This is a genomic window from Streptomyces inhibens, assembly GCF_003389455.1.
Lineage (GTDB): Bacteria > Actinomycetota > Actinomycetes > Streptomycetales > Streptomycetaceae > Streptomyces > Streptomyces inhibens.
Map to the genome: position 1 here is coordinate 19,374 of NZ_QUAC01000482.1, position 18,756 is coordinate 38,129.

At 67.1% G+C, this 18,756-nt stretch carries 8 protein-coding genes; 7 read left to right on the plus strand and 1 reads right to left on the minus strand.

The window, feature by feature from the left end; translation table 11 throughout:
- Window positions 1–823: 823 nt before the first annotated feature.
- From DY245_RS42620 to DY245_RS42650, 7 genes are all read left to right on the plus strand, one after another.
- Window positions 824–2,224, plus strand: coding sequence for a glutamine synthetase family protein (locus DY245_RS42620; RefSeq protein ID WP_181924100.1), 1,401 nt, complete (start codon window positions 824–826; stop codon window positions 2,222–2,224).
- Window positions 2,225–2,595: 371 nt separating this feature from the next.
- Window positions 2,596–3,816, plus strand: a complete 1,221-nt coding sequence (locus tag DY245_RS42625; protein WP_128512491.1) for an MFS transporter — start codon at window positions 2,596–2,598, stop codon at window positions 3,814–3,816.
- Complete coding sequence (locus tag DY245_RS42630; protein WP_128512492.1) at window positions 3,816–5,069, plus strand: ATP-grasp domain-containing protein; 1,254 nt, start codon at window positions 3,816–3,818, stop codon at window positions 5,067–5,069. The genes DY245_RS42625 and DY245_RS42630 overlap by 1 nt, the downstream gene beginning before the upstream one ends.
- 89 nt (window positions 5,070–5,158) lie before the next feature.
- Entirely contained in the window at window positions 5,159–6,115 is a 957-nt protein-coding gene (locus tag DY245_RS42635; RefSeq protein ID WP_128512493.1) for a hypothetical protein, read from the plus strand.
- A gap of 293 nt (window positions 6,116–6,408) precedes the next feature.
- Entirely contained in the window at window positions 6,409–7,671 is a 1,263-nt protein-coding gene (locus DY245_RS42640; RefSeq protein ID WP_128512494.1) for an MFS transporter, read from the plus strand.
- On the plus strand, window positions 7,671–10,931 hold the full coding sequence (locus DY245_RS42645; RefSeq protein WP_128512495.1) for a type I polyketide synthase: 3,261 nt from the start codon (window positions 7,671–7,673) through the stop codon (window positions 10,929–10,931). The genes DY245_RS42640 and DY245_RS42645 overlap by 1 nt, the downstream gene beginning before the upstream one ends.
- Complete coding sequence (locus DY245_RS42650; protein ID WP_244943615.1) at window positions 10,928–18,268, plus strand: MupA/Atu3671 family FMN-dependent luciferase-like monooxygenase; 7,341 nt, start codon at window positions 10,928–10,930, stop codon at window positions 18,266–18,268. The genes DY245_RS42645 and DY245_RS42650 overlap by 4 nt, the downstream gene beginning before the upstream one ends.
- Window positions 18,269–18,380: 112 nt before the next feature.
- Here DY245_RS42650 and DY245_RS42655 read toward each other — a convergent pair whose 3' ends face one another.
- Entirely contained in the window at window positions 18,381–18,635 is a 255-nt protein-coding gene (locus DY245_RS42655; protein ID WP_181924101.1) for a hypothetical protein, read from the minus strand.
- Window positions 18,636–18,756 lie beyond the last annotated feature (121 nt).

Consider the following 18,756-nt stretch of genomic DNA (forward strand, 5'->3'; position numbering starts at 1 on the left):
CGGAGGGGAGTTACATGTCAGCTGTGGCACCAGACCAACTAGCCGTTCACCGAGATGCGTTCACGCCGATGGGCAACGCCACCTTCAGCCGAGTCACCATCGTCCCGACTGACCGCGTCAAACTGGCAGAGCGCCGCCCGGCTGGTGCCGTTCCTATCGCGATCTGGCGGATTCTGCCCTACTTGGTAGCTGCTGTGCTGCTATCACTGTCAGCCCTCGCCAACGAGCGTTGCCAACAACGTGATTTCCGTTGCCTTCGGAGCTTTGAGAAGAGGGCAACTACGTCGCAGGCAATCCAGAAAGACGTCGTCGAGGGCTCCGTTGAGGCCGTATTGCTCAGCCAGCGCACATTGGCATCGGGGGTAGGGGCAACAGCGAGCCTCGTGCGGCGCGGCTCGCAGTAAGGGCCCCTACCCCATTCACTGACCAGTGAAGGAGACTTGATGGCGATGCTTTCGAGGAACGACGTACTTAATACTTCTCCCGTTGCTTTTCGGCTGGCGCATCACATCGAACGCGCGGCATCGTGCCCCCTGCCTGGTGTGGCCGATTCCGCACGATTGAGCCTCGCATGGACGGTGGTGCGGTGCGGAGGGACCGGAGGGCGAATGCTCCACGGCTACGTGCCACGAACAAGTACGGCCCTAAGGCCGTTGGTGATGCCAATAGCAGGAGACGACGCCGACCACTGGGCCCCCCAAAGCGAGCAGACTGTGGGAAGCACTCAGCAGCGAAGCTGGACGGGCGACCGCCCTCACTCGGTTTCCGCCCCGTCCGCAGACGCACTCCGGCCGTCGCTGCCGCTGCGCATCAGGAGCGCATCATGACCCTTGTCCATGCTGGCCGGGCGTCGTCATGGCTCCGCTCGGATCAGTCTCTCTCAAACAGGGACGACTTCGTGGATGGGGTGGAGTCCCTCCTCTCCACGGTCGAGCGGAACGGTATCGAGATCGTCCGCTTCCTATGGGTTGACCACAACGGGGTACTTAGAGGTAAGGGGGTAGCGAGGGAAGCGCTCGCCGGCCGGCTGCGGTCCGGGGTCGGGCTGTCCACGGTGCGGCAGTCAGCGAGCTTGCTCGACCTGGCACAGCCTTGCCCGGGCTTTGAGGTGATGGACGAGGTCCGCATTACTGCCGTCCCCAGCACCTTCACCCTGCTCTCGTACGCTCCAGGATCAGCGGCGGTGCTCTGCGACCTCCTGACCCGCGACGGGGCGCCCTGGGGTGCCTGCCCCCGGACATTCTTGCGCGATGCGGTCGACCGTGCCGCACACTTAGGCTTCGACGTCGTTGCCGCATTCGAGCCTGAGTTCACACTCCTGCGCGACGAGGCGCTGCTCGACGACGGTCTGATGATGGACAGTGAGGCGTTCGACGTCACGAACGACTACGTTGTCGCGCTGATCCGAGCACTGCGCACAACAGGCATGACCGTCGAGCAGTATCACCCAGAGGCATCGCCGGGCCAGCATGAGCTGACGGTCCGCCCTGCTCCCGCGCTCAGAGCAGCGGACAACCATGTGTGGCAGAGGGCCTTCACCCGAGGCGTGGCACGGGAGAGGGGCCTGCGCGCGACCTTTGCCCCGGTGCCCATGCCCGGACTGAGAGGCAACGGCAATCACGTCCATCTCTCACTGTGGCGCGACGGCAACGCATTTGCTGCACCCACTGGCGGCCTCTCAGACGTGGCGCACCACTTCATCGCGGGAGTGCTGGCGCACCTGCCGGGGCTGACGGCACTACTGTGTGCGAGCGTCAACAGCTATGAACGTCTGATACGAGGCAACTGGGCGGGGGCGTTCGGCTGTTACGGGCCGGACAACCGCGACGCCGCAATCCGCGTCCCATCGGCGCTACAGGGTGATGAGATCGGCACGACCAACGTCGAGGTGAAGCCATGCGACGCGACTGCCAACCCCTATCTGGCCCTGGGCGCGATTGTCTATGCGGGGATGGACGGCGTGGAGCGCCGGCTCGACCCAGGTGTTCCGCTGACAGCCGATCCAAATGGCCTGTCTGACGCCGAGTTGCGCCGTCGCGGGGTGACGACGCTGCCGAGGAGTCTTGCGGAGGCGGTGGATGCCCTTGAACGTGACGAGTTCCTTATGTCGGTGCTGGGCTCCCCACGTCGAGAGCTCTACACGACGATCAAGCGGGCCGACGTGCGAGACATGGCCAGGATGGATTCTGACAGTGTCTTCGCCTTGCATGCCAAGCGGTTCTGAGAACGTCCCTCCGCTCGGGGCCCTGGCCCTTCGGTCGAATCCGAGCTGGCCGCTATCTGGACCAGCTGGCGCAGGTTGGTGCTCCCGGCGACCTGGTTGTGGAAGAGACTGCCGATCTCCATGTTCCAGGGGCAAAGCGGTGCGCCGACAGGACGGTTGGCGCTGGACGGTTGCTGGGAGACAAGCGAACTGAAGCCTCGTCAGCTAATGCCGAACAAACTGCAGGTCAGTGTGATTGCGCGACTCTTGGCTCAGTGGGCCGGAGACAAGTGCATTGCCAAAGTACCGTCACGAACGGCCTGTGGAACTCGTCCTCGACAGTGGTTATTCCGCGTAGCTCTTCACTGTCCCACTTCGACCGGGAATTCTCCATGAAATCCTTCTGGCTGTTGACCGGAGCCACAGCGATATCCACGGCCGGGAACACCTTTCTCTATCTGGCGGTCCCGTGGGCACTGGTCGACTCAACTGGTTCTAGCCTGCTGGCCGTTCTCAGTCTGGCTGCTCAGACGGCGCCCTACTTAGCCGCTCCCTTGCTCGGCGCTCTTATCGATCGGTATGACCGTCGATTCCTCATGGCTGTGGGGGAGACGACCCAAGGTGTCTGCGTTGCATTAATACCGCTACTACTCGCGTTCCGTATCACCGGCATGGTGTTCGTCGCGTTGTGTGTGATGGGGCTGGCAAAAGTGATCTCCGATGTGGCGGTTGGCTACGGCCTCATCCCCTCTCTGGTGCCCAGGGGTCGTTTAGATCAGGCATCGAGCTGGTTCAATTCCGCGCAGATGACGGCTCGGTTCGCAGGGCCGGCCCTGGCCGGACTGACCATCGCCTCCGTCGGGCCCCTGTGGGCGCTCGAGGTCGACGCAGCCACGTTCCTGATCACTACACTGACTGCGTTTCTTATTCCCCAGGTCGGCAAAGACGGCCAGGGTGACAGAGGCATGACTTCAATGAAGGCGTCGTTGCGTGAGGGAATTGCCTACTTCCGCTCGCGGTCGGACCTGAAACGACTGACCTTCGCGGTCGCGCTGTACAACCTTGGTGCGGGAGCCTTAGAGCCCACCCTGCTCACAGTGGGCGTAGATCAGTGGAACTGGTCGTCCACGGCTCTGGGCGTCGCCGTTTCCTGTGGTGCGGTGGCCGCCGCGCTAGGGGCCTGGCTCAGTCCGATGGTGTTGCCCGGAAATGAGCGTCGCCACAGTCGCATCAGCATCTGGCTTGGCGCAGCCGCCTTCGGGGCTCTTGGCCTGCTTATTGGGACACCGATCGTGGTGGTTGTCGGGTTCTGCGTGCTGTGCTTCGGCGAGGGCGGCGTCAACGCTACGACTATGGCCTACCGGCAGCACGAGATTCCCAACGAGCTTTCCGGGCGGGTCAATGCAGTGATTCGCACGTTCATCATGGGGGCTGTCCCGGTGTCGGCACTGATGCTCGGACTCACCGTAAATCTATCCGGAGCCTTGCGGGTCTTTTTCCCCGTCACCGTCACTGCGCTGTTGGCCCTGTTCGTGTGGACGATCCAGAGAAAGCGTTTAGAAAAGGCACCCACGACTCGGCTGATGCCTGTGAGTGAAGAGAGGTCCATGTGATGAAGAACGTTCTGTTGATCAATTCCAATCGTGAGATCGCCGCCCGAATGCTGCAGGATCGGAAAGACGTCCGACTCTCGGTCATCACCCCACCGAAACACCGGGACTACTATGACGATGATACGGACGTCGAGGTGGTCGACTCCATTGCAGACCTGACCCAAGTTCGGCTGGCTGCGCTGCGCATCCGGGAGAGAAACCCATTCGAGTATGTGGTATCTCCCGCAGAGTGGAGCATCCAGGCAGGAGGATACATACGCTCCTACTTCGGGCTTCCCGGAGTTGACTACAAGGTGGCCAACGCCTTCTCCAACAAGTACGTCATGAAACAGGAACTGGCAGCAGCGGGGCTTCCGGTGGCGCGCTTCCGCCTGCTGAGCCAACTCACCGACGCGCTGACCGTGGGGGACGACCTCGGGTGGCCCATGGTGATCAAGCGAGCGTGCGGCGGTGGCTCCGGGTACGTCCTCGCCGTACATGATGCGGACCACCTTCGGTCGCTGGCCACCGATAACAGCACAGCCCGGCTGCGTGCGGCGCCGTTCCCGATGATGGCGGAAGAACTCATCGACATAGAAGCCGAGTTCCACTGCGACGGCGTTGTGAGGGACGGCAAGGTACGGTTTGCTCCTGTCTCCCGCTACTTCAAACCGGTGCTACGGAGCGTGGGCGGCGTGATTGGCTCTTACTCGCTGCCGGACGACCACCCGGAGACGCGCGTTGTCAGCGACCTGCATGACCGGGTTGTCGCCGCACTGGGCCTCACCGACGGCGTGACGCATCTGGAAGTCTTCAAGTCCTCGCACGGATACCTGATCGGAGAGATCGCCTGCAGGCCTGGCGGCGGCGGAATACCCGAGCAGGTGCAGCACCAGTACGGCGTGGATCTCTGGAGCGTCTTCCTGGACGTCTCCATGGGGGAAACGGTCGACATCAACACGTCGCCGCGGTCGGACCACATGATCCAGTACATGCTCCCGCGGCCAGCTGGCACGGTAACCGCAATCACCCCCGCCGAGAGCCTGCTGTCGGTTCCCGGCGTCGTCTACGCCGACGTCAAGACCAAGGTTGGCGACCTCGTTGGCGGGCCGCTCGACTCCTCGATCTACGCGGGCGTTGTGGTGATGCGAGCTGAATCCGAGGCGCAGGTGCACGAACGCGTAGCCCAAATCGACGCTCGGTTCCGCGTCGAGGTCGCCAAAGACGGCAAGCGGCCCACTACGCCGGCCGCCGGCACCAGCGAGAGTGCATAACAGCCTCTGGAGACCGCCTACACGCTGCAGCGAACACGCCCACCTTCGAGCCTTGGCGGTCTCCGCCGACACACAGTCAGGAGTTACTAGTGGAGATCACTGAGCAAGACGGCCTTGTCATTGCCTCGGTCAACCAACGCGAAGCCGAGGAAAGTGCTTGGAAGGCGACCGATGCTCCTGTCGATGTCGTAAGACTCACCGGATCTGAGAACGTCGATGACGCGACTCTGGCCCACCTGGGCTTCGTGGTACGTCCGAGGTGGATCAACTGGGTTTCCTCGTTGGGTAGTTCGGAGGAAGAGTTCGTGTCCGCCCTGTCGGGAACCGAGCGGAGGAACATCCGCCTCGGCCGACGGTTCATCCAAGATGAGAAGCTGCGCGTCGACGTGCAGGTGGGCCTCACCGAACCGCTCCTTGATAAATTCCTGGTCGTATACGAAGCGCAGGTAGCGGGGATGCCGCGCGGTAAAAACATCGCGAGGGAGTGGAGGGAGCAGTTGCTCGCGGCACCCTCGGAATACACCAGTGTCTGCGTGTACTCCGGTACAACCATGGTGGCCGGGTCCCTGTGGTGGATGCGCCATAAGGAGTCGATCCTGCAATTACGTTTCTCCGCAGCTTTCGCCAATGCCCGCTCAAGCCGGGTGATGCGGGCAGCTTACGTCCAGGCGTTCGAGTTCGCTCGCGAGGCTGGCCTGAACTTCGCATCCCTGGGAAACGACCCGTCACTCTTCGGGCATATCGTGCAGCCAGGGTTGTTCAATTTCAAGAGTCGCCTAGGGTTCACTGCCATCCCGGCGCAGGTGTTCGGCCCTACGCTCGCGGGCGAGTTCGCCGATCGATTCATCAGTCTTCGATCCCTGTCAGATCCTTCATTGGTCGTTACGTGGGGTCGCCACAGGGGCATGCCTCTGATTTGGCCGACGGTGATGGTGAGGCCCGGGCATGACCTACTCGTGCTGTCCGGGGAGCCCGATGTCGGGATCACTAACACTTACCGCACCCAGGGATTTCGAGAGAGCCGACTTCTGACGGTCCCAGGGTGAGCGCGCATCCTCCACGCCCCGGATGAACCGGGCATGGGGACAGGAGGAGGCTCGGCGCCATGACGGTTCCTGTGGTGTGCCCGATGAAGTCATAAGCGACGGTGTTCAGCAGCTTGTGGGGGAAGTTCAGAGAAGGCACAACGCTACATACGTCGTTGTGCCGGATCCACGCGACATCTCAAATCGAGGTGTGTACTACTTCCCGTCAGTCTCTGCTGGTCGGAGACTAGGAGAGTAAACTGTTCCGCTTCATTTATCGGTTCACGCCCTTCAGTAGACCAACGGAAAAGCGTATGGGGTACTTCTGTCTGCTTGTTATCGGCAATGGAATTTCGGGGTATGGCAGCTGCCTGAACTTAGTGGCGTTGAATGTCTTCATCTACGACGTCACGGGCAGCGCGTTAGCCGCGGGACTCTTCATGACCGTACGCCTGGCGACGAGCGTTGTGTCGGGCTTTGTGAGCGGCCGCTTCGTCTCGGCGTGCGATCGGAAACACCTGATGGTCGGTGCCGACCTCTGCCAGGCCGTCGCGCTGCTGACACTGCTGCTGGCCCCTGACGGAACGCGCCCGACGCTGCTCTACGTTCTCGCCCTGGTCACCGGCGGCTGCTCGACCCTCTCACAAGTGGCCTTGCGCAGCAGCATCCCGGAGATCACCGGCGCCGAGCACCGGGCCCGCGCCAACGGCCTACTGGCCACTGGCCGCTCGCTCGCCATGATCGCTGGCTTTGCCTCGTCGGGCGTGGTGGTCGCGCAGCTCGGCTACTCCGCGGCGTTCGCGCTGGACGCCGTGACCTTCGTGATCTCCGCGACGATCATGTTCCTGCTGCCCATACGCACTAGGGCAGTCGCGCCTGTGGAAGCCGCCAACAGCGGCTCGGGGAAGTCCTCTGGTGCCACACAGTGGACTGTCCGAACACTACTGCGGGCGGCCCCGTTGCTGATGGCGATGACCGCTGTACGGGCGGTCGACGGGCTTGGCTCCTCGTCCCACAACATCGCCCTGCCCCTCTACTCCAACAGCCTGGACCCCGACCATCCAGCCACGTTCATCAGTCAGTTCTGGGCAACGTGGGCGATCGGCAACATCGTGGCCCAGCAGCTTTTCGGCCGGATCACCAAGACAGCCGGGCGGGCGCCGGGCGAGCGGGCGTTCGCTCTCGGGGCCTGTGTGATGTCGGCAGGGTTCATCGTGGTCTTCAGCGGGCTGCCTGCGGCGCCGATCATCATCGCCGCACTCATCGCTGGGGCCGCCGACGGATTCACCGAGATTGTGTATGTATCGAGGTTGCAGGCGGCCCCCGACGAGCAGCGCGGCCGCCTCTTCGGGCTCTCCGCCTCGGCCGAGAACGCCGGCTTCGGTCTGGGGATGCTCGTCAGCGGGGCGCTGCTGGAGACATTCTCGCCGCTGCAAGTGGTGGCCTCTTTCCACGGCCTCGCCATCACCCTGTGCGCCGTCCTGCTCGCCGTACTCCTCAGGCGGGGCAGGGCAGCTACCCAGCGCGGGGAGGAACCGGCTAGCCGGGAAATACCGACGGCGGAGGGACGCGGCTGATGACGATGAGCAACCTCGACCCCCGCATGGCTGTCATCGGCATGGCCTTCCGGCTGCCCGGCGCCGGCACCCCCGAGGAGTTCTGGCACGTCATCCGCGACGGCACGGACTGCATCACCCGCTTCACGGAAGAAGAACTGGCCGCCGCCGGTGTCCCCGCCGAGCAGTACCGGGCGGCGGACTTCGTCGGCGCGTCCGCTGTCTTGGACGACATTGCCGGATTCGACGCCCAGCACTTCGGGATGAGCACCCGCGAGGCCCAGCTCACCGACCCCCAGCAGCGCATGTTCCTGGAGTGCGCCCAGCATGCCCTGGAGAACGCCGGATACCCGGAAGAGCGGGACGGCAACCGCGTGGGCGTCTACGCCAGTACGGGCTTTCACCTGTACACCCTGCAGAACTACCTCCTCAACAACGTCCTGCCCAGCCAGGCCGTCGACGACTGGCTGGCGGGGATGCAGGTCACGGTCGGCAACTACACCGATTTCACGGCCACCCGCGTCGCCTACCGGCTCGGTCTCACCGGCCCCGCTGTCAGTGTTCAGACCGCCTGTTCCAGCTCTCTGGTCGGAGTACAGCTCGCCGCACAGTCGCTGCTTATGGGCGACTGCGACATCGCCCTCGCGGGCGCGACGGCCGTTCATGTGCCTCAAGTACTGGGGTATCGCTACGTCAAGGGCTCGATTCTCTCCAAGTCCGGCTGTCTGCGGGCCTTCGACGCCAGCGCGGACGGCACGGTCGGCGGTACGGGCGTGGTGGCAGTCGTGCTGAAGCGGCTGGAGCGGGCCGCGGCCGACGGCGACACCATCCACGGCGTCATCCGCGGCTGGGGCATCAGCAACGACGGCGCCGTCAAGAAGGCGTTCACTGCCCCCAGTGCACAGGGTCAGCACATGGCCATCCGCCAGGCTCTGGAGCGTGCAGGCGTCGGTGCGGAAACAATCGGCTACCTGGAGACCCACGGCACCGGCACCCTCAAGGGCGACCCGATCGAATTCGATGGCGCCGCCGCCGCGTACCGCGAGGACACCGACCGCACCGACTTCTGCGCTCTCGGGTCAGCCAAGGCCAACATCGGCCATCTCGACGTGGCCTCCGGACTGGCCGGACTGATCAAGACCCTCCTGGTCCTGAAACACGGCGTCATCCCGCCGATGGCGAACTTCAGCGCGCCCAACCCCGCCATCGACCTGGACCACAGCCCGTTCTACATTCCCCGGACCGCCCGACCCTGGCCCGAGAGCGACACCCCACGCCGCGCGGGCCTTTCCTCCCTCGGTGTCGGCGGAACCAACGTCCACCTCATCCTCGAACAGGCCCCCGAACCCGCGCCCCGGTCCGGCACAGCCTCACCGCCGGACGTGCTCTTGGTCTCCGGGAGCAGCAAGGACGCCCTGGCGGCCAACGCCCGCGCCTTGCGCGACTGGCTGCAGCAGCAGCCTGGCACACATCTGGCAGACCTCGTCACCACCGCCGGCCTCGGCCGCGCCCACGGCCGCCACCGGCTCGCCGCCCGGGGCGCGACCCCGGCCGCTCTCGCCGACACCCTCGACGCATGGCTGACCGGCACCATCCCGGCGGCGATGACGACGGGAACGGCACCGTCAGGAGGCGCCCTCCACGTGGCGTTCCAGTTCACCGGGCAGGCCAGCCAGTACTCCGGCATGGCCGCCGCCCTGTACGCGCGCTTCCCCGCCGTACGCGACGTGCTCGACACCTGCGAGTGCCGTTACCGCGACCTCACCGGCGGCTCCCTGCTCGCCGGGCTGCTCGCGAAAGGCTCGCAGACGAGCGGACTGTGGCACACCGACACCGCGCAGCCTGCCCTGTTCGCGCTGCAGTGCGCCCTCGTCCGGCTGTGGCGCGCCGCCGGTATCACTCCGGACGCCGTGACTGGGCACAGCGTCGGCGAGTACGCGGCGCTCTATACGGCCGGAGCCCTATCGCTCGACGACGGTCTCCGCCTCACCGCAGCTCGCGGTCGGCTGATGCAGCAGCGTTGCGCGCCCGGTGCGATGGCCGCGGTAGCGCTCGACCGAGAGGCCGCCCTGGCTCTGGCCTCCGAGGTGCCCGGCCTGGAGCTGTCCGTGACCAACGGGGAGCGCGCCCAGGTGCTCGCCGGGCCAGCCTCCGCCGTGGACCAGCTGTGCACCCTGCTGGCCGAGCGCCACATACCGGGCGAGCGGCTGCCGGTGGCACACGCCTTCCACACCGCCCTGATGGAGCCAATGCTGGAAGAATTCCGGACGATCCTCGGCAAGGTGGCCTTCCAGCCGCTGCTGATCCCGTTCGTGAGCGGCCTGGACGGCACAACCCGTTCGCCTGGGTGGGCCCCGGACGCCGACTACTTCGTCCGGCACACCCGAGAGCCGGTCCGCTTCGACAAGGCGCTGCGTGGCATCGGCGAACGCCAGGCCAATGTACTGCTCGAGATCGGGCCGCACACCACCCTCAGTGCCCTGGCTCGCCGGGCGCTGTCGAGCGTGCGGTCGTTGGCGTCCCTGCGGCGTGGCACCGGGCTCGACGCGCTCTGGGGCGCGGCGGCCGGGTTGCACTGTGCTGGGGCGGACGTCGACTGGTGCGCGCTCCTGGCCGGCTGCGGAGGCAGGAGGATCCCGCTGCCCGGATACCGATTCCAGCACAAGGACCACTGGACAGGACCTGAGCTGACGGCCCTGCCAACCGGAACACCAGCGAAATATGGAGCCATAGTGGTAAAGCACGACGCAGCGATTGAGCGAATACTTCGAAGCATCACCGAGTCGACCGCCCGGCACCTCAGCCATGATCCATCGACCGTCACCGACAGGACGCCCTTCTTCGACCTCGGCGCCGACTCCTTGCAGATGGTCAACGTGCTGCGCGAGTTGGAGCAGGAGCATCAAGTCCAGGTGACGATGCGGGAGCTGTTCGAGGAGACGGGCACGCCACGCCAGCTCGCGGAGCTCATCGCCGCCCGACTGCCGGGAGCGAAGGCGGCGCCGGAGCCCGTGGTGGAGCGGGCTTGGGAACCACAGCAGGTTGCCCGGCAATCCCCCACCGTGCGAGAGCCTGTGGCACCGCAGCCCCTGACTGTTCCGGAGCCCTCGCCCGCCGCCCCCGCTTCCGCGTACGCCACTCGCCAGGATCTGGAGGATCTTGCCCACAAGCTCCATCAGACATCCCAGATACAGCTGCAGATGATGTCCCAGCTCTCCCAGTTACTCTCGCTCCAGACCACTTCGGCGACGCTCCAGCTCAACGGCACGGTGGCCAAGTGACCGGGCTGAACGGCGTCTCCGCTGACCTTGACCGGGACCTGGCGGCCATGGTCGAACTCTCGCAACGCATCGCCGAGCAGATGGGCGCCGGGGCGACCGTCGCGGAGCAGCCCGCCGAGCCGCAGCGCATGCACGGCCCTCGGGTGACTCTCGCGCGTACCTCCGGCATGGTCCAGGGCGCCTCCCAGCGTTCCCAGCAGGAGCATCTGGACGACCTCGTACGCCGCTACACCGCCAGGACCCCGACGTCAAAAGGGATCGCCCAGCGCTACCGCCGCGTCCTGGCCGACAGCCGTGCCGTCGTCGGCTTCCGCAGCGGCACCAAGGAGATGCTGTACCCCATCGCGGGCCGCCGGGCGAGCGGGGCGCGGCTGGAGGACGTCGACGGCAACGAGTACGTCGACATCACCATGGGCTTCGGCGTGCTGCTCTTCGGCCATGAGCCGGCCTTCGTCAGCGAGGCTGTCCGCGAGCACCTGTCGCGGGGCATCCAGCTCGGCCCCCGCAACACCGAGACAGGTGAGGCGGCCGAGTTGCTGGCCGAGCTGACCGGCCTGGAGCGGGTGGCCTTCGCCAACTCCGGTACGGAGGCGAACTCCGCGGCCATCCGCTTGGCCCGCGCTGCCACGGGACGCGACAAAATCGTCACCTTCCTGGGTGCATACCACGGCCATGCCGACAATGTCCTCGGCCGTCCCTCGGGCACCGGGGCGGAACGGGTCACCGTGCCCGTCTCCCGCGGTGTCCCGCACAGTGCCGTCTCAGATCTGCTGGTGCTCGACTACGGCAGCGAGGCTGCTCTAGAGGCGATCGAGCAGCATGCCGCGGAGATCGCTGCGGTCGTGGTGGAGCCGGTGCAGAGCAGGCACCCCTCGCTGCAGCCCATCGAGTTCGTACGGAAGCTGCGCGAGCTGACCCGCCGCCACGGCACTGTGCTGATCTTCGATGAGATGTTGACAGGCTTCCGCCCCGCGCTGCGCGGCGCGCAGGAGCTGTACGGCGTCACACCAGATGTCGCCACCTACGGCAAGTTGCTCGGCGGCGGTTTCCCCATTGGAGCCATCGCGGGCCGCGCCGCCATCATGGACGGCGTCGACGGCGGCTTCTGGACATACGGCGACGACAGTTACCCGCCCGCCGACACCACCTTCTTCGGCGGTACGTACATCCAGCACCCGGTGTCGATGGTCGCTGCGCGCGCCGTTTTGACGCACCTCAAGGAGCACAGCCCGCGCCTGCAGAAACGGCTCAACGCGCGTACCGCCGAGCTGGCCGCGACGCTCAACAGCTTCTTCGAAGCTGAGGAGTTCCCGCTGCGGATGAGCCACTTCGGCTCCCAGTTCCGCTTCGAGCACCGCGCCGACATGGAGCTCCTTTACCACCACCTGATGCTGCGCGGCGTGCACGTCTGGGAGTGGCGCAACTTCTTCCTGTCCACCGCCCACTCGGACGGCGACATCGAGTTCATCGCGGATGCCATGCGCGGTGCGCTGCGCGAACTGCGGTCGGCGGGATTCTTCCCGGGCAGCCAGCCCACGGTCCCGAAGGCGGTGGTCGCGAAGGCAGTGCCACCGGAGCCGGCCGCACAGGCAGCGGCGGCCGCGCCCCGAGCGGCATCCGCCGCAGTGGCCTCCATGGCCTGGAACGCCGCTGCGACCACCGGATCCCGGCCGGCACCCGCGAACGGGACCGCTCCCCGCACCCCCGACTTCAGCGTCTACTTCTTCGGCGACTACCCACAGGACGCTTCCGCGCCCCGGCACGGCAAGTACGAGCTCCTCATGGAGACCGCCCGCTTCGCCGACCAGCACGGCTTCCACGCGCTGTGGATGCCCGAGCGCCACTTCCATTCCTTCGGCGGCCTCTTCCCCAACCCGGCGGTACTCGCCGCCGCGCTGTCCCGCGAGACCGAGCGCATCCGGCTCAACGCCGGCTCCGTCGTGCTGCCGCTCCACGACCCGATCCGGGTCGCGGAGGAGTGGTCGATGGTCGACAACCTCTCCGGAGGGCGCGTCGGTATCGGCGTTGCCAGCGGCTGGAACGCCAACGACTTCATCTTCTTCCCCGACCGCTTCGGCCGGCACAAGGAAGTGATGTATGAACAACTAGAGCAGGTGCGGAGCTTCTGGCGCGGTGACGCGCTGCGGCGGACCACCGGCGATGGCGAGGGCGAGGTGCGACTCTTCCCGCGGCCCATGCAGGACGCCCCGCCCATGTACACCGCAGTGGTCGGCAACCCCGCCTCGTACGAGCTCGCAGCCCGCCACGATCTGGGCATCGTCACCAATCTGATGACGCAGAGCGTCGAACAGCTCGAGGAGAACATCGCCCGCTACCGCCGCGCCCGGGCCCGGCATGACCTCGATCCGGACGCTGGGCGGGTCGCCGTCCTACTGCACGCCTACCTCGCGGCCGAGCACGACACCGCGCGGACCAAGGCGTACGAACCGCTGTCCCGCTACATGCGCGCCTCCCTGTCACTGTTCAGCGGCGTCACCAACAGCCTCGGGCACAGCGTCGATCTCGCCGCCCTCAGCGAGGACGACCTGGAAACGGTGTTCCGTCGCGCGTACGGCCGCTACTGCGACCAGCGGGCCCTGATCGGCACGGTGGACAGCGTCTGCCCGGTGGTGAACGCGGTGACCGCGGCGGGCGCCGACGAGATAATCGCACTGGTCGACTTCGGTGTCGCCCCGGACGAGCTGCGCGCGGGCCTCCCCCATGTTGCCGCGCTGCGTCGTCGCTACCTGAAGAACCTGGGAAAGCCTGCTGCTCCGGCAGCCCCCGCGCCGATCGCTGCCGCCCCTGCGTTGGCCGCCCCCGAACCCGTGCCTGGTGACGCTCCGCTGTCGCTGGGCCAGGAGCGGATCTGGTTCCTGGAGCGGCTACTTCCGGGGCGTACCGCCTACAACGAGGTCAAGGCGATCCGCCTCGACGGCCCGGTCGAGGTGCCCGCTCTGCGCGCGGCGCTGTGCGGCCTCGTGGCCCGCCACGAGGGGCTGCGCACCGTCTTCCGGGAGACCGGAGGCGAGCCGCGGCAGGTGGTGCGGGCGCCGGCCGAGCCGGACTTCGAGGTCGTGGAGGGCACCGGCCGTCCGGAGGCCGCGGTCCAGGAGGTCCTGGCGGCGGAGAGCGCGCGCCGCTTCGACCTGGCGGCCGGCCCGCTTTTCGTCAGCAGGCTGGTCAGATTCGCCGACGAGGAGTACGCCCTCGTCCTCTCCCTGCACCACATTGTGGTTGACGCGGCCTCCGCCACCGTCCTTGCCCGCGACCTGTCCTCCCTCTACCGCGCCGAACTCGACGGAACCGCCCCCGGTCTGCCCGCGCTGACCTGGAGCTACGCCGACTACGCCAGGGAGCAGGCAGCGTCCCTGGACAGCCCCAAGACTGCCGAGGACCTGAGCTACTGGCTCCGCACGCTCGGCGGTGACCTGCCCGTACTGGACCTGCCCACCGACCGGCCGCGGTTCGCGACGATGACATCCAACGGCCGGGCGGTCTTCCGCACCCTCGACGGGGAACTCTCCCGGCAGCTGCGGGAACTGAGCCGCACTCACCGGAGCACCCTGTTCATGACCCTGCTCGCCGGGTACGCGGCGATGCTGCACCGGGTCACAGGGCAGGAGGACATCGTCATCGGCACACCGGTCTCCGACCGGCCTCAGCGGGCCGAGGACCTGCTCGGATTCTTCGTCAACACCCTCGCGCTGCGCTTCGACCTCGCTGGCGATCCCTCGTTCGACACGCTGCTGGACCGGGTGCGAACCGTCGCTCTCGACGCGTACGACCACGCCGATGTGGCGTTCGAGACGGTGGTACGCGAGCTCGCCCCGCCACGGGCGGCAGACCGTACCCCGGTGTTCCAGGTGCTCGCCGAGTTCCAGCGCAGCGAACCGTTCCACTTCGAGCTGCCCGGCATCGCGGCCACACCGCTGGACGCCGGTCCGGACAAGGCCCTGACGGATCTCACCATCTACTTCACCGACCAGCCGCAGGGAATCCGCTGCCACCTGGAGTACAACACCGACCTGTTCGACCCGGACACCGTAGAGCGGTTCTTCACTACCTTCCGGGACCTGCTGGCGGCGGCCGTTGACACACCCGAGGCACCATTGTCCCGGCTCGCCGCTGCGGCCGCCGACGGGGAGCCTGTACCGGAATGCTGGCAGCGTGGCCCGTCCCGTGCGCTTCCGGACACCGCCGTCCATGAGCTGGTCGCCCGGCAGGCCGCCGCGGCCCCGGACCGCACGGCCGTGATCAGCGGCGAAACCGTGCTGACCTACCATGAACTGGACGAGCGTGCGGAGCAACTGGCCGCTGTCCTCCAGGAACGGCAAGCGGAGGGCGGCGCTGTTGACACGGTGGCCCTGTGGCTGCCCCGCTCCGCCGACCTCGTTGTGGCCATGCTCGCGGTACTCAAGGCGGGCCGCGCGTACGTGCCGCTCGACCCCTCCCTCGGCCGGTCGCGCGCCGAGCAGGTGATCGCCGAGTCCGGGGCTCGGATCGTGGTGTCGACGCCGGCCGAGGCGGCCGCGCTGGCGTTGCCCGGCGGAGTGACCGCCGTGACACCCGATGCCACCCCGGGGCGCACCTCCCGTGCCGCGGCAGCCAACGGCGGTGAGGCTCTGTGCTGCGTCATCTACACCTCCGGCAGCACGGGCACACCCAAGGGCGTCGCAGTGCCGCACCGCAGCGTCGTCGACCTGTGTCAGTGGCACCACCGGCGATTCGCCTTCACCACGGCCGACCGCAGCGCCGTTGTCTGCAGCCAGAGCTTCGATGCCTCGATACTGGAGATCTGGCCGGCGCTGACCGCGGGTGCCTCGGTCACCGTCGTCGACGAGACGGTCCGCAAGGACCCGCTCGCTCTGGCCCGGTGGTACGCCGGGCAGGGCGTCACCTTCTCCATCCTGCCCACGTCCCTGGGCGAGGCGGTGCTGCAGCTGCCGTCCGGCGACCAGCCGCCGCTGCGTCACCTGCTCCTGGGCGGCGACGTGTTGCGCACCCGGCCGCAGCCAGAGGCACCGTACGAGACAGTGAACGTGTACGGGCCCACTGAGGTCACTGTGCTGTGCACGGCGGAGACCGTGACCCCTCAGGCCGAGGGCCCTCGCTCAGCTGGTGAGGCGATCGCGATCGGCCGCCCGGTCGACAATGTGCGCCTGCGCGTGGTCGACGAGTCGGGCAGGCCGGTGCCGGTCGGGACCGTGGGGGAGCTGTTCGTCGGCGGCCCGGGCGTGACCCTCGGCTACCTGTACCGGCCCGAACTCACCGAGGAGCGCTTCCTACCGACCCCGGACAGCGGCCCGGCCGACCGCTGGTACCGTACGGGCGACCTGGTGCGCTGGACCACGGACGGAAAGCTCGAGTTCCGCGGCCGGACCGACGACCAGGTGAAGATCCGCGGTTTCCGGATCGAGCCGGAGGAAGTCTCCCGCGTGCTCAACGGCCTGGACGACGTGCGCGAGGCGGCTGTGCTGGCCCGCTGCAGCGAACGGGGCGAGGCCTATCTCGCCGCCTACGCTGTCCCCGCCGACCCGGTCGGCGAAGCCACCGACGACCGGAAGGCGTTCGCCGACCTTATGTCCGACGAACTGGCCGCCAGGCTGCCGGAGTACCTCGTGCCGCGCGCCTGGCGGGTCCTCGCCGGACTGCCCCTGACTGGCAACGGCAAGCTGGACCGCTCGCAGTTGCCGGCGCCCGACCTCGTCATTGCGGCACCGCACCGAGAGCCGGGTGCCACTGGTGAGGAGACCGAGGCCGAACGTCGTCCGGACATCGAGCGTCGGGTACGGGAGCTCTGGGCGGCCGAGTTCGCCATCGACGCCGAGGGCATCGGGGCGGATGTTTCATTCTTCGACCTGGGCGGCCACTCGATCACCGCGATGCGGCTGGTCAACCGGGCCCGGGAGGAATTCGGCACTGAGTACCCGATGGTGCGGTTCTACGAGGAGCCAACGCTGCGGGCCATGTCGGCCTACCTGTCCGGAGAGGCAGGGGGACTTGGACGATCCGCGGCCGACGGCGTCACCGGAACCGTCGAGCGCCGGGCGCCCGCCACCGAGCAGCAGGCCCGCTTTGCCTGGGCGCACGCCCGTCATGCCCTCCCGCAGGTCTTCAACGTCGCCATGCGGATCACCTTCTCCGGGGACCTGGATGTGGCGGCGTTGCGCACAGCTCTGACCCGGCTCGTACAGCGGCACGAGGGCCTGCGGACCCGCCTCGCCAAGGACGGCAAAGGCTGGCAGCAGGAGGTACTTCGTCCCCGGCCGGTGGACCTGCCCGTCGAGGACCTCACCGCCCGGCCGCCGCGGGAGCGGGATGCCGCCTTGGAGCGGGCCAGTGCCGAGGCCGCGGAGACGCCGCTCGACCCCGCTAGCGGGGTCCCGACGGCTCTTCGCCTGCTGCGCACCGGCGAGAGCACTTGGGTGCTGCTGTTCGCCCTGCACCACGCCGTGTGCGATGGATGGTCCGTCAGCCTGCTGCTGAAGGAACTGGCCGCGCTCTACGGCTCGGCCGTGAGAGGTGTCCCCCACACCCTGCCGCCCGCGCCGTACCAGCCCGTCGCGTATGCACAGTGGCAGCGCGACCACGCCGACGCAGCCGTCGACGAGCGGAAGCTGGAGTTCTGGCTGCGCCAGCTGGACGGCGTGCCCTTCGGGGTCAACCTGCCGCTGGACCGGCCACGGCCAAAGGCCGCGAGCGGGCAGGGCGGTACCGTGATGTTCACCGTGCCGGCCGAGGTGCGTACCGCTGTGGAGCAGCTGGCCAGACAGCAGGGCACGACCCCCTTCGTGGTCACAGCAGCGGCCCTGGGCCGGATGCTGTCGCAGAAGTCCGGGCAGCCGGACGTCCTGTTCAACATCTCCTACGCCAACCGTGAGCGCCGCGCGTTCGAGTCGCTCGTGGCTTGTACAACCACGGGGTTCGCACTCCGGGTGCGCAGTAGCGCGGCCAGCTCCTTTGCCGCTTTGACGGACCAGGTCGCCCGTACCACGGTGGAGTGCATCGACGAGGCCATGCCGGCACGCCGGATCGCCCCGGTGATGCGGGAACGGAAAGGCATCGCCATGCCGGACCAGCTGGCCGTCGGCTTCGCCTACCAGAGCTCGCTGGAGGCCGACATCGAATTGCCCGGGCTGACCACAGCTGTCGAGGACCTCGCCCCTGCCGCGTCCCGGACGGAGCTCACCCTCGGGCTCGTACCGGCCGGGGACGTACTCGCGGGCTTTGTGGAGTACTCGGCCGACCTGTGGGACCGCGCGACTATCGAGGAGTGGGGCCGCGACTACGTCGAGCTTCTGCGGAAGGAAGTCCGGCAGACTCACGGCGACTGATCGGCTGAAGGTCGGGGTCCACCGGGCCCCGACCGCCCGCCTGTCTGGGACAGAGCCGTCCGGGAAGACTGGTAGCTGATCCGACGGAGCCGTCCGCTGGCCGCGAATCTCATCAAGCCAATAGCTCCAGCACCCGGTCAGCTTGCCGTTCCACCGCGCCAGGAGGATTCCTCGGGTGCTCCGTTTCCTCGTTCGCCAGCAGGAACAGCCAGACCAGGGCAAGCAGTCGGCGGCTCTCCCGCAGGCGTGTGGTCTCTGCGGGGGAAAGCTCGAATTGCTCCAGGAAGGCTGAGACGTCAAGCGGGTGCTCCACCCAACTGCCCACGTGTTCGATGATTTCCGCGAGCTCGAAGGCACGATCGCTCATCGCCGACAATGGCTTCGACGTCGACTGGAAACTGTGGCAGGCCGACTACGCCAAGTGCGGCCCCTGCAGGCCGGGCTCGAACTGCCACTAACCCGTCACTGACGATCAGGCCCAGGGACGC

Excerpts from the sequence above, each read along its gene's own strand:
- DY245_RS42620 (WP_181924100.1), top strand. The coding sequence starts at position 824 with ATGACCCTTGTCCATGCTGGCCGGGCGTCGTCATGGCTCCGCTCGGAT.
- DY245_RS42625 (WP_128512491.1), top strand. The coding sequence starts at position 2,596 with ATGAAATCCTTCTGGCTGTTGACCGGAGCCACAGCGATATCCACGGCC.
- DY245_RS42630 (WP_128512492.1), top strand. The coding sequence starts at position 3,816 with ATGAAGAACGTTCTGTTGATCAATTCCAATCGTGAGATCGCCGCCCGA.
- DY245_RS42640 (WP_128512494.1), top strand. The coding sequence starts at position 6,409 with ATGGGGTACTTCTGTCTGCTTGTTATCGGCAATGGAATTTCGGGGTAT.
- DY245_RS42645 (WP_128512495.1), top strand. The coding sequence starts at position 7,671 with ATGACGATGAGCAACCTCGACCCCCGCATGGCTGTCATCGGCATGGCC.
- DY245_RS42655 (WP_181924101.1), bottom strand. The coding sequence starts at position 18,635 with ATGAGCGATCGTGCCTTCGAGCTCGCGGAAATCATCGAACACGTGGGC.